The following is a 13503-nucleotide window of genomic DNA, read 5'->3' on the forward strand; positions in this document are numbered from 1 at the left end:
CGCCGCGACGCTCCGGCCGCCACTCTGCACCATGCCGTCCCCTACGCAGTCCAGGTTTCGATTCGCCGCCATCCGTTGCATTCGCGTGCTGTTCCGTGTTGCAGCCGCTGGCCCGACACTCGCCGAAACGCGCTGTTCGCAGGAGCCCGCACCGTGCTGTTGCGGCCCGGCCCGGCGTAAGCCCTGGGCCATCCCATCCCGCTCGATAGTACGGATTTCCGGCACGGCGGTCTTGCCGCAACGCGCCACCCGGTCTCGGCACATTCCGAGCCCGCACGCGAACAGTGAATTCCGCCGTGTTTCATAACGCTTCGCTGAACGCGCATATAGAATGGCGTTTTCCCTAGCGTCTAACGCATCGTCCTGGAGATTTCTCAATGGCTAAGCCCGCAAAGCGCGTTGCCGTCACCGGCGCCGCAGGTCAAATCGCTTACTCCCTGCTGTTCCGCATCGCCAATGGCGACCTGCTCGGCAAGGACCAGCCGGTGATCCTGCAACTGCTCGATCTGCCGCAAGCGCAAGCCGCCGTCAAAGGCGTCGTGATGGAACTGGATGATTGCGCATTCCCGCTGCTGTCGGGCGTCGTGATCACGGACGACCCGAAGGTCGCGTTCAAGGACGCCGACATCGCCCTGCTCGTCGGCGCGCGTCCGCGTTCGAAGGGCATGGAGCGCAAGGATCTGCTGTCGGCCAACGCCGAAATCTTCACGGTTCAGGGCAAGGCGCTTAACGAAGTCGCCAGCCGCGACGTGAAGGTTCTGGTGGTCGGCAACCCGGCCAACACGAACGCGTACATCGCAATGAAGTCGGCGCCGGATCTGCCGAAGAAGAACTTCACCGCGATGCTGCGTCTGGACCACAACCGCGCGCTGTCGCAACTGGCGGCCAAGTCGGGCAAGCCGGTCGCGTCGATCGAAAAGCTCGCGGTGTGGGGCAACCACTCGCCGACCATGTACCCGGACTTCCGCGTCGCAACGGCTGAAGGTCAGGACCTGACCAAGCTGATCAACGACGAAGAATGGAACCGCAACACGTTCATCCCGACCGTCGGCAAGCGCGGCGCGGCGATCATCGAAGCGCGCGGCCTGTCGTCGGCGGCATCGGCGGCCAACGCTGCGATCGACCACGTGCGTGACTGGGTGCTCGGCACGAACGGCAAGTGGGTCACGATGGGCATCCCCTCGGACGGCTCGTACGGCATCCCTGAAGACATCATCTACGGCGTGCCAGTGACCTGCGAAAACGGCGAGTACAAGCGTGTCGAAGGTCTGGCAATCGACGCGTTCTCGCGCGAAAAGATGGACGCCACGCTGCAGGAACTGCTGGAAGAGCGCGACGGCGTTCAGCACCTGCTCGGCTAAGTATCTGATCATCTGATGCCGATGAACCGGAACTACGAAGCGTCAGCGCGGCGGGTTCCGGTTTTTTTCGTGCGAATGGCGCTGCGATCGTCGCCATTCGCCTCTGATTCGAACGTGCTTTGCCGTCTCCCGACTACGCTCGCGCAGAGCGCGCCCGAATCCGACCTCCCTAATCTTCACCACGCCCCACACGCCGAAGATGCGCGTTCTCACACCCGCCGAAGTGCTGTTTGAGGGCGAAGCGCCGCCCGCTGTGCTGCCTGCCTGCGACCACTACGCGGGAAGCGAAAAGCTGATGCTGAAGTCGCTCGCGTTACAGCAGCAACTCGGCCCGGTGTTCGATATCACGCTCGATTGCGAAGACGGCGCGCAGGTCGGCCGCGAGGCCGAGCACGCGGAACTGGTCGCATCGCTGCTGGGCAGCGAGCACGACTGCTTCGGCCGCGTCGGCGTACGCATCCACGACTTCGCTCACGCGCACTGGCGCGACGACGTGCGGCTGATTCTGCGCGCCGCAAAGCGGGCACCCGCCTACATCACGCTGCCCAAAATCCGCAACGTCCACGATGCCGCCGAAATGATCGCGTTCATCGAGGCGACGCGGCGCGAACTCGGCATCGCGGAACCTGTGCCGGTGCAGTTGCTGGTCGAAACTCACGGCGCGCTCACGCGCGTGTTCGAACTGGCCGCGCTGCCTGGCGTCGAGGCGCTGAGCTTCGGCCTGATGGACTTCGTCTCCGCGCACGACGGCGCGATCCCCGATACCGCGATGCGCTCGCCGGGCCAATTCGATCATCCGCTCGTGCGGCGCGCGAAGCTCGAAATTTCGGCGGCCTGCCATGCGTACGGCAAGGTGCCGTCGCACAACGTCAGCACCGAAGTGCGCGACATGAGCGTGGTCGCGAACGACGCGCAGCGCGCCCGCAATGAATTCGGCTACACGCGCATGTGGAGCATTCATCCGGCGCAGATCGAGGCGATCGTCGCCGCGTTCGCGCCGCGCGACGAAGAAATCGCGACGGCCACCGAAATCCTTTTGGCCGCGCAGTCCGCGCATTGGGGCCCGACGCGTCACGGTGATACGCTGCACGACCGTGCGAGCTACCGCTATTACTGGTCGGTGCTGCGCCGCGCGCAGAGCACCGGCCGCGCTGTTCCGCAAGAAGCGGCGCCGCTCTTTGCGCAAGTTGGCGCTAACGGACAGTCAGTGGCATAAGCGACGCGTTTTTCAAACGGCGGCAGCGATGAGCCGGCACACAGGAGAAGGCGGAACATGAGCGAGACGACGCAAGCCGCTGACGCAACAGGCGGCAACGAAACGCAAAGCGGCTTCAAACAGAAAAAATCCGTCGCGCTGTCGGGCGTGACCGCGGGCAACACCGCGCTGTGCACGGTCGGCAAGACCGGCAACGATCTGCACTATCGCGGCTACGACATTCTCGACATCGCCGAGGCGTGCGAATTCGAAGAGATCGCTTACCTGCTGGTCCACGGCAAGCTGCCGACCCAGTCCGAATTGACCGCCTACAAGACGAAGCTGAAGTCGATGCGCGGCCTGCCCGCCAACGTGAAGGCCGCGCTCGAATGGATTCCGGCCGCCGCGCATCCGATGGACGTGATGCGCACCGGCGTGTCGGTGCTCGGCACGGTGCTGCCCGAGAAGGACGATCACAACCTGCCCGGCGCGCGCGATATCGCCGACAAGCTGATGGCCTCGCTCGGCTCGATGCTGCTGTACTGGTATCACTACTCGCACAACGGCAAGCGCATCGAGGTCGAAACCGACGACGATTCGATCGGCGGCCATTTCCTGCATCTGCTGCATGGCGTCGAGCCGTCGAAGGCGTGGGTCGATGCGATGCACGTGTCGCTGAACCTGTACGCGGAGCACGAGTTCAATGCGTCGACGTTCACGGGCCGCGTGATCGCGGGCACGGGCTCGGACATCTATTCGGCAATCACCGGCGCGATCGGCGCGCTGCGCGGCCCGAAGCACGGCGGCGCCAACGAAGCCGCGTTCGACATCCAGTCGCGCTACCAGACACCCGACGAAGCCGAAGCCGACATCCGCCGCCGCGTCGAGAACAAGGAAGTCGTGATCGGCTTCGGCCATCCGGTGTACACGATCTCGGACCCGCGCAACAAGGTCATCAAGGAAGTCGCGAAGAAGCTGTCGAAGGAAGCGGGCAACATGAAGCTGTTCTCGATCGCCGAGCGCCTCGAATCGGTGATGTGGGAAGCGAAGAAGATGTTCGCGAACCTCGACTGGTTCAGCGCGGTGTCGTATCACATGATGGGCGTGCCAACCGCGATGTTCACGCCACTGTTCGTGATCTCGCGTACGGCAGGATGGAGCGCGCACATCATCGAACAGCGCGTCGACAACAAGATCATCCGGCCGAGCGCGAATTACACCGGACCCGAGAATTTAAAGTACGTGCCGCTAAATAGGAGAAAATAGCGGTCGCTGTGCGCTCCACAGCGCGTGCAGTTCAACCCGCGCGGCCGCCGGACCGGTCGTCCGCGCACTGTTTAACTGATTTGATAGAAAGGTTTTCTCCATGAAAAAGCTGATGATCGCCGCCATGATTGGCGCCCTGTCTACGACGATGCTGACCGTCGCGACTGACGCCGCTGCTGCGGACACGGCCACCACCACCACGAAGAAGGCCGTCGCAAAGCGCCCGGAGCCGCGCCGCCTCGTCAAGCGCAAGGCCAATCCGGTGAAGGAAGCGAAGGTCGATCCGATCCCGGAAGGGTCGGAAAAGTGGTCGTGCAAGGACGGTCTGGCTTTCGAAATGAAAGGCGACATGAAGCGTGACCAGATCGTCACGGTTCACTGGGCGAACAAAAACTACAACCTGCCGCGCGAAGCGACCACCACGGGCGCCGATCGCTTCCACGACGCGGCAACCGGTATGGACCTCGTCGTGATCCCGACGAAGGCCATGCTGTTCCAGGACAAGGACAGCTCGCGTCTCGCCGACGAGTGCAAGACGGTCGCGATGGAACAGGGCGCGCCGGCAGCAACGCAATCGAACGCGATCAACAAGACCGGCAACTGATTTTCGCCGCCAGGGAAGCCCCCGATGTCCGCCCCGATCTCCAACGTACGACCCGCCCCGGACGCCGTCCTGGTCGATATCGTCGACTACGTGCTGGATTACCGGATCGACAGCGCGCTCGCGCTGGAAACCGCGCGTCATTGCCTGATCGACACGCTCGGTTGCGGACTCGAGGCGCTTACCTACCCGGCCTGCACCAAGCTGATGGGACCAATCGTGGCAGGCACGATCGTCCCCAACGGCGCGAAGGTGCCGGGCACGTCGTTCCAGCTGGATCCCGTTCAGGCCGCCTTCAACATCGGCGCGATGATCCGCTGGCTCGACTTCAACGACACCTGGCTCGCCGCCGAATGGGGCCATCCGTCCGATAACCTCGGCGGCATTCTCGCGACGGCCGACTGGCTCTCGCGTACCGCCATCGCAGCCGGCAAAGCGCCGCTGACGATGAAAGACGTCCTGATCGCAATGATCAAGGCGCACGAAATTCAAGGCTGCATCGCGCTCGAGAACTCGTTCAACAAGGTCGGGCTCGATCATGTGCTGCTCGTCAAGCTCGCGTCGACCGCAGTGGTCGGCCAGTTGATCGGCCTCACGCGCGAAGAGCTGATCAACGCGGTATCGCAGGCGCTCGTCGATGGGCAGGCGCTGCGCACCTACCGCCATGCGCCGAACACCGGTTCGCGCAAATCGTGGGCCGCCGGCGACGCCACCTCGCGCGCCGTGCGCCTCGCGCTGATCTCGAAGACCGGCGAGATGGGCTATCCGTCGGTGCTCAGCGCGAAAACGTGGGGCTTCTACGACGTGCTGTTCAACGGCAACGCGTTCCGGTTCCAGCGTCCGTACGGCTCGTACGTGATGGAAAACGTGCTGTTCAAGATCTCGTTTCCGGCCGAGTTCCACGCGCAAACCGCCGCGGAAGCCGCGCTCGCGCTGCATGCGCAGTTCTCGCGCCAAGGCCGGCGCGTCGAAGACATTCGCCGCGTGACGATCCGCACGCACGAAGCCGCGATTCGCATCATCGATAAAAAAGGCCCGCTGAACAATCCGGCCGACCGTGATCATTGCATCCAGTACATGATCGCGGTGCCGCTGATTTTCGGCCGTCTGACGGCCGCCGATTACGAAGATTCAGTGGCGCAGGACTCGCGTATCGATGCGTTGCGCGCGAAAATGGAATGCGTAGAAGATCCACAGTTCACGAAGGATTATCACGACCCGGAGAAGCGTTCGATCGCCAATGCACTGACGATCGAATTCAACGACGGGTCGAAGTTCGGGGAAGTCGTAGTCGAATACCCGATCGGTCATAAGCGCCGCCGAGAGGACGGTATTCCGTTGCTGGTCGAGAAGTTCAAGACCAACCTCGCGCGGCGCTTTCCGGTCAAGCAACAACTGGCGATTCTCGACGTCTCGCTCGACCAAGCCAAGCTCGAAGCGACGCCGGTCAATGAATACGTCGATCTTTACGTCATCTAGGCTGAGTACTGTAGTTCCGCGATCCAAACCAAGGAAAACACCATGGCCCACAACCTCCACAAAACGCTCAAGGAATTCGACAGCGGTTCCGGCAAAGGCAAGTTCTACTCCCTGCCGCAACTCGGCAAGGCTCTGAACCTCAAAATCGACCGTCTGCCGGTCTCGATCCGTATCGTGCTGGAATCGGTGCTGCGCAACTACGACGGCAAGAAAATCGCCGAAGAACACGTCACGCAACTCGCGAACTGGAAGCCGAACGCGGCGCGCGTCGATGAAATTCCGTTCGTCGTGTCGCGCGTCGTGCTGCAGGACTTCACCGGCGTGCCGCTGCTCGCCGACATCGCCGCGATGCGCGGCGTCGCGAAGGCCGTCGGCAAGAATCCGAAGTCGATCGAGCCGCTGGTGCCGGTGGACCTCGTCGTCGACCACTCGGTGCAGATCGACCACTTCCGCGAGAAAAACGCGCTCGACCTGAACATGAAGCTGGAATTCCAGCGCAACAACGAGCGCTACCAGTTCATGAAGTGGGGCATGCAGGCGTTCGACACGTTCAAGGTCGTGCCGCCGGGCGTCGGCATCGTTCACCAGGTGAACCTCGAGTATCTCGCGCGCGGCGTGCACAAGAAGGCCGACGGCGCGGACACCGTGTACTACCCGGACTCGCTGGTCGGCACGGATAGCCACACGACGATGATCAACGGCATCGGCGTGGTGGGCTGGGGCGTGGGCGGTATCGAAGCCGAAGCAGGCATGCTCGGCCAGCCGGTGTACTTCCTGACGCCGGACGTCGTCGGTGTGCACCTGAAGGGCAAGCTGATCGAAGGCGTGACCGCGACCGACCTCGTGCTGACGATCACCGAACTGCTGCGCAAGGAGAAGGTCGTCGGCAAGTTCGTCGAGTTCTTCGGCGAAGGCACGCGCTCGCTGTCGGTGCCGGACCGCGCGACGATCGGCAACATGGCGCCGGAATACGGCGCGACGATGGGCTTCTTCCCGGTCGACGAAAAGACCATCGAGTTCTTCCACGGCACGGGCCGCACGGAAGCGGAAATCTCGGCGTTCGAGAACTACTTCAAGGCGCAGGATCTGTTCGGCATTCCGGCCGATGGCGACATCGATTACACGAAGGTCGTCACGCTGGATCTCGCCACGGTCGCGCCGTCGCTGGCAGGCCCGAAGCGTCCGCAGGACCGCATCGAGATCGGCCACGTGAAGTCGACCTTCATCGACCTGTTCTCGAAGCCGGTCTCTGAAAACGGCTTCGCGAAAAAGGCCGCGGATCTCGACGCGCAATACACGACGAGCAACGGCGTCGACGTGAAGAACGGCGACGTGCTGATCGCCGCGATCACGTCGTGCACGAACACGTCGAACCCGAGCGTGCTGCTCGCCGCCGGTCTGCTCGCGAAGAAAGCTGTCGAGGCCGGCCTGACGGTTGCTCCGCACATCAAGACGTCGCTGGCGCCGGGATCGCGCATCGTCACCGAGTACCTGACGAAGACCGACCTGCTGAAGTACCTCGACAAGCTCGGCTTCACGCTGGCCGCATACGGCTGCACGACGTGTATCGGCAACGCGGGCGACCTGACGCCGGAACTGAACGAAGCGATCACGAAGAACGACATCGTCGCGGCAGCGGTGCTGTCGGGCAACCGTAACTTCGAAGCGCGTATCCACCCGAACATCCGCGCGAACTTCCTCGCGTCGCCGCCGCTCGTCGTCGCGTACGCGATCGCCGGCAACATCACGCGCGACCTGATGACCGAGCCGGTCGGCAAGGGCAAGGGCGGCAAGGACATCTACCTCGGCGACATCTGGCCGACCAGCGACGAAGTCAACGCGCTGCTGAAGTACGCGATGGATGCCGACGCGTTCCGCAAGAACTACTCGCAGCTCACGAAGAAGGGCGACCTGTGGAGCAAGATCGAGGGCGAAGAAGGTCAGGTCTACGACTGGCCGAAGTCGACCTACATCGCCGAGCCGCCGTTCTTCGGCAAGGACTTCTCGATGACGCCGGCCTCCAGCATCGCGCCGGTCAAGGGCGCGCGCGCTCTGGGCATCTTCGGTGACTCGGTCACGACCGACCACATCAGCCCGGCAGGCTCGATCAAGGAAGACTCGCCGGCAGGCCGCTGGCTGAAGGAAAACGGCGTGCAGAAGGCCGACTTCAACAGCTACGGCTCGCGTCGCGGCAACCACGACGTGATGATGCGCGGCACGTTCGCGAACGTCCGTATCAAGAACCTGATGATCCCGGCAAAGGCGGACGGCACGCGCGTCGAAGGCGGCCTGACGATTCACCAGCCGAGCGGCGAACAGCTGTCGATCTACGACGCGGCGATGAAGTACATCGAAGCCGACACGCCGACCATCGTGTTCGCGGGCGAAGAGTACGGCACGGGTTCGTCGCGCGACTGGGCGGCCAAGGGCACGCAGCTGCTGGGCGTGAAGGCCGTGGTCGCACGCAGCTTCGAGCGGATCCACCGTTCGAACCTCGTCGGCATGGGCGTTCTGCCGCTGCAGTTCAAGGGCTCGGATAGCGTGCAGTCGCTCGGTATCACCGGCGAAGAAACGTACGACATCGAAGGTCTCGGTGACGACTTCAAGCCGCAACAGGAAGTCACGCTCGTGATCCACGGCAAAGACGGCGACAAGCGCGTTCCGGTGCTGCTGCGTATCGACACGCCGATCGAAGTCGACTACTACAAGCACGGCGGGATTCTGCCGTTCGTGCTGCGCTCGCTGCTGGCTGCTTGAGCTTCACGGCAACGCATGTAGCCTCGCCGGTTTGCAGGGGCTGCGTCCTGTGGAGGGCGCAGCCGACTTTGGAGCCCGACCTCAGGTCGGGCTTTTTTTTAGTTCTTCTCGGCGTGCCACGCAGCGTGCGAAGGGAACTCGAACCTGATGCGGAGTTCGGCATCACGACAACATGCCGCGCGACAACCTGCCTGGTTTCTTCTTCGTGGGAAATACCTTACATTTTCCTTGAGGCGGCAAACAGTTGAAGTAGTTGGAGTAGCCGCCGAGGGCGTCTTCGATCATGAGAAGACGTGTGTGGGATGCGTCTCACCCCCGGGCGTCAGCGCCGCGCTCGTGCACAGCGCACATATGACGGCCGCACGCCGTCCCTTGGCTGCGGCGCCCCGTGAGACGTGTCCTCCTGATGCAACGCAGGCTGAATGCTCAACTTCACCTTGGAGGGAATGCCTTTGAATACTGACTCTGACCACTGCTATGTAAGCCGCTCGCGTGGCTTCGGTAAGAGCCAGCGAGCATCCCGCAGGACTGAACGGTCCTGATAGATACGTCTGAAGACGTGTCCTGTATGAACCGCGCCGGTACGCAATGTCCGGCGCGTTTGTTTTTCTGGTGCCTAACTCGACGGGACCGCACCTAGCTCGCGAAGGACGTGCAGGGTTCGGTGGGAATGACCGACCGACAGGGATCAGTCGGAATGGCCAATCGACATGGCTCCGTAGGAGCTAGCACGCTGGAGAGCGCTAAACCGCCTCGAATGGCGTGCATGCCGTTTCGATCAAGCAGATCGACACGCGGCAAATCGTGGATGGTAAGAGTCGTCATGGCAATGGTCCTTGTGTCCGGATTGGGAGTGACCGGACCACGCGCAAGGCTTATGCCATTGCGCAGAAAGGTGCTCGGGATACCGCCTCCGCCTTGGACGAAAGCGGTTTTCCACTGCCATGTGCCCGCGCCTGCACGATACGCCGCGGCAAAATCTGTCGGGTGACAAGCAACAGATCTCCGACCGGCTTGCCCGCCACCATCACTTCAAGCCGAAATCGACCCGCGTCGTCGCACCCTTGTCCTTGATATCGTCGGCATTCATCTTCGGCGCGACGATAAACACACGGCTGCTGTCGATCTTGCCCTCCAGGTACTGTTGCACGCTCTGTGCGCGCTGCTGCGCAAGCTGGCGCAGGCTTGCGTCGTCGATCGGCGCGTTGGCCGCAAGCGCGCTCTTCATGTCGTCGTCCGGCAGCGTCTTCGTCATGCCGATGAAGTTGCGCGGTTTCTTGAAGTCGGAGGACTTGTAGGCCTTGGTCAGATACTTTTCGTAGTCTTTCTGTTCGACCGTGACCGTCGACGGATCGACGCTCTCGCCGTTACCCACCGCGTCCTTGATCTTCTGCCGCTTGACCATCTGATCGACGTACCGCGTGCGCAGCGCCGGCTCGTCCACCTTCGGATCGACGCGGCCGATCAGGTCCATGCGGATTGACGGCTTGTCGGTGAGCGCCTTGACGATCGTGTCGAGTTTCTGCTTGTCGGCGTCGGTGAGCGTGGCCGAGCCGGCCTCGAATTCGACGTAGCCGAGGTCTTCGCCATTGCCGCCGAACGCATGCGCGATCAGCGAGAACGGCGCGGTCACCGCCTTCTCGAGCAGATTGAGCACCGCATGCCAGATCAGCCCGCCGATGCTGAACTCGGGGTTCGACAGCGAGCCCGACACCGGCAGGTTCACGTCGATCTCGCCACGCGAGTTCTTCAGCAGCGAGATTGCGAAACGCACCGGCAGCTTGGTCGCGGTGTCGTTGTCGATATGATCGCCGAACGTCAGCTGATCGATGAACAGGTGGTTGTTCGCGTTCAGCTGGTCGTTCGCAAGCTGATAGTGCAGATCGACGTTGAGTTTGCCCTTCGTGATTGGATAGCCCGCGTATTTCGCCGAATACGGCGTCAGGTTGGTCAGCTCGATGTCGTGCGCGGTCGCGGTCAGATCGAGCGCCGGTTTCGCGATCAGCGGGTTGACGGTGCCGCGAATCGTCAGCGGACCGTTGGCCGCGAGTTTCGCGGCGACATCGACCGGTGCGGGCGTGGTCGTTTCGGTACCGAACGCGCCGATGGTGCCCTGAATGTCGACGAGGTTCGCCGTGTAGTTCGGCTTGACGAAGTTGTCGGTGTAGGTCACGCGGCCCTGTTGCAACACCAGTTGCCCGAAGTGCATCTTGAGCGGATTTTGTGGCGGCGTCGCGGCCGTGGCGGTGGCCGCAGGCGTGGTGGTTGCCTTGCCCGGCGCCGCAGCCGATGCTGCCGCGACCGCCGCCGGCGCCGACGCGGCGACCGCTTCGGACACCGCCTCGGGCGTCAGCGGAATCGGGTGCGAGCCGCTCTTGCTGCGCGTCAGCGGCTGCGTCGTACCGCCCTCGTGCGCGACCACATCCTTCAAGTTCAGCTTGCCTTGCGCGTCGAGCAGCACGCGGCCATAGAACTTCGAGAACGTCACACGCCCCGCGTCGACCGCGGTCCCCCCGTGCTCGTCGTAATCGGCCTTCAGGTTCGTCAGCGCAAGCGAGCCCCAGCCCGCGAACGGGTCGGAGGTCGCCTTGTCGATCAGGCGCACGGCGACGAGCGCCATGTCGCCCCGAAAGTTCGCCTTCAGCGACTTCGCCTGGCTGACCGAGAGATCGCCGTTCGCATTCAGCAGCGCGCTAGCGAGCGACGCGTTCAGCTGGCTGCCGAAGTACGGCTCGAACGCGGCCGCGTCGAGCTGATTCGCGTTGATCTTGACGGCCAGCTTGAGCGGCGTCGCCGTGACGTCGCCCTTTACGCCGAGCGTGCCCTTTTTGTTCAACGTCGCTTGCAGATCGACGGGCAGCGGTCGGCTCAGGTCGTCGCTGATCTGCCGCACCTTCAACTGCACCGGCGTGAAGCTCAGTTTGACCGGCTGCGCCGTCATGTTGTCGGTGAACTCGGCGGTCGCGTCTTTGAGCGTCAATTCGCCGATCTTATAGCGCCATGCGGGGCCCTCGGCCTGCGCTTTTTTCGCCGCGTGAATCGCCGTGCGCTCCGTCGCCTGTTGATGCGCCCCCGCGAGCGCGTTCAGATTGATGGTGCCGTCCTTCAGGCGCTGCGCGTCGACCGCGAGGCCGGTTGCGTCGACGCTCGTCACGTCGGCCGTGCGCGCCGCGACGTCGACCTGCTTGACCACCACGTTGCCCTGCGCGAGCGAGATCACCGGCGTCGTGTCGCCGCGCGCCGCGAGCTTCACCTTCTGCATGTCCAGCTTCGTGTCCGCAACCGTCAGCGCCATGGGCGACTTCGACCAGTTCGCGTCGATATTCGTCGTCGCGGACAACGCACCATCGAGCACCTGCGCGGACGTCGCGGTGTCGAGATACGGCTGCAGCGGCGGCAGCTTCAGCGACTTCAGATCGAGCTTCGCGCTCGCCGTCTTCGCTGCGAGGCCGACCGTGCCGTCGGCGGCGAGCGAACCGCCGCCGTCCTTCAGGTCCGTGTTCAGCGTGTAATGGGCGGGCGCCGATGCGAGCGTCGAGAAATCGGTCAGCGTGACCGCGAGATTTTGCAGACCGGCTTCGACCGGACGGGACGCGGCCTCGTCGTGTACGTTGACGGTGCCATCGTTGAGTGTGAAACGTTTGATCGCGACGTCGAACGGCGGGGCCGCTTTTTCGGCGGCGGCGGTTTTGGGCTTGGCATTCGTGTCCGCGGTTTCCTTTGCCGCCGGTTTTCCGGGCGCGGGCGCAAACATATGCTCGACGCTCAATACACCGTCCTTGTCGCGCGCGACACTCGCGCTGGGCGCGTCGATGCGGATATCGTCGAAGTGATAGACGCTCTTCAACGGCTCGAGCGATGCCGCCGCTACATGCACCGCGCGCGCGGCGAAAAACGGTGCCTTGCCCTGATCCTGCACGTCCACGTCGTTCAGGTCGACGGTGCCGGCCACGCGCAGCGACGGCGTGTCGTTCGCCATCACGAAGTTCAGCTTCAGGTCAGTGGACAGCTTGCCCGACTGCACGATCACCGGCAGCTTCGATGGCGCGTAGGACACCAGCTTCGGCACGTCGAGATCGTCGAAGCGCAGCGACACTTCCGACTCGCGCGACGCCGCGAACGGTTTGGTCCTGCCGTCGATCGCGAGCTGACTGTCGCCGTCGATGCGCGCACGCAGCAGCGGCTCGACGAAGATATCGGTCTTCGACGGCAACGTCGCGATGAACGGAATGCCGAGCTTCCATTGATCGATCACGTGGCTCGTGCCGAGCACGCGGTCGTCGAACTTGACCTGGCCGTTTTCGACGCGAATGTTCGAGATGGAGAACTGCGTCGGTTTGCTGTTGGGTTTTGCCGGCTGGTTCGCGAACTTCTCGATCAGGTCGCTGAAATTGAAGTGCTGTGCGTCGAGGCGAACGAGATGAAAGCGCGGCGAATCGACCTGCACTTCGTCGACGATCGGCGCGCCGCGAAACAGCGAACTCCACGACGGCTTCACGATGAGCCGCGAAATATCGACGAAGTCGCCCGCGCCGCCGCGCTCGCCGATATGCACGTTGTCGGCCTCGAAACGCAGGGTGTACGGATTGAGTGCAACGCGGCCGATCGACGCCGGCCGCTCGAGCTGCTTGCTCAGTTGCTGGCTCGCGATATGGCGAATCAGCGGCGGCGCAGCGAAAAAGCCGAGCAGGCCGATCACGACGACGAAGATCAACAGACCGACGAGAATTCGCCGCGTACGGTGCGACTGCGCGACTGCGCGCACAGTCTGAATGGAGGAGGCTAACGATGCTTTATTGAGGCTTGCCATGCTCGACGTGGAGGAATGCGGCGGCAAGCCCGCC

7 protein-coding genes are annotated in these 13503 nt (G+C 63.2%); 6 read left to right on the forward strand and 1 reads right to left on the reverse strand.

The window, feature by feature from the left end; translation table 11 throughout:
• Positions 1-377 precede the first annotated feature (377 nt).
• The 6 genes from AB3X86_RS08170 to acnA all read left to right on the forward strand — a co-directional run bounded on the left by AB3X86_RS08170 (position 378) and on the right by acnA (position 8659).
• A complete protein-coding gene (locus AB3X86_RS08170; RefSeq protein WP_013092929.1) occupies positions 378-1361 on the forward strand; it encodes a malate dehydrogenase in 984 nt (327 codons plus the stop codon).
• 199 nt (positions 1362-1560) lie between these two features.
• Positions 1561-2577, forward strand: coding sequence for a CoA ester lyase (locus AB3X86_RS08175; RefSeq protein ID WP_368595565.1), 1017 nt, complete (start codon positions 1561-1563; stop codon positions 2575-2577).
• 57 nt (positions 2578-2634) lie between these two features.
• Positions 2635-3822, forward strand: a complete 1188-nt coding sequence (prpC, locus tag AB3X86_RS08180; protein ID WP_368595566.1) for a 2-methylcitrate synthase — start codon at positions 2635-2637, stop codon at positions 3820-3822.
• A gap of 100 nt (positions 3823-3922) precedes the next feature.
• Entirely contained in the window at positions 3923-4426 is a 504-nt protein-coding gene (locus tag AB3X86_RS08185; RefSeq protein ID WP_013092926.1) for a hypothetical protein, read from the forward strand.
• A 24-nt stretch (positions 4427-4450) separates the two neighbouring features.
• Complete coding sequence (locus AB3X86_RS08190; protein WP_368595567.1) at positions 4451-5902, forward strand: bifunctional 2-methylcitrate dehydratase/aconitate hydratase; 1452 nt, start codon at positions 4451-4453, stop codon at positions 5900-5902.
• Positions 5903-5944: 42 nt separating this feature from the next.
• Positions 5945-8659: an aconitate hydratase AcnA gene (gene acnA, locus AB3X86_RS08195; RefSeq protein WP_368595568.1), complete on the forward strand. Its 2715-nt coding sequence runs from the start codon at positions 5945-5947 to the stop codon at positions 8657-8659.
• A 1027-nt stretch (positions 8660-9686) separates the two neighbouring features.
• Here acnA and AB3X86_RS08200 read toward each other — a convergent pair.
• Positions 9687-13469, reverse strand: coding sequence for a DUF748 domain-containing protein (locus AB3X86_RS08200; protein ID WP_368595569.1), 3783 nt, complete (start codon positions 13467-13469; stop codon positions 9687-9689).
• Between the last annotated feature and the right edge of the window lie 34 nt (positions 13470-13503).

The sequence above is a fragment of the Paraburkholderia sp. BR14374 genome, assembly GCF_040948685.1.
GTDB classification, from domain to species: domain Bacteria; phylum Pseudomonadota; class Gammaproteobacteria; order Burkholderiales; family Burkholderiaceae; genus Paraburkholderia; species Paraburkholderia youngii.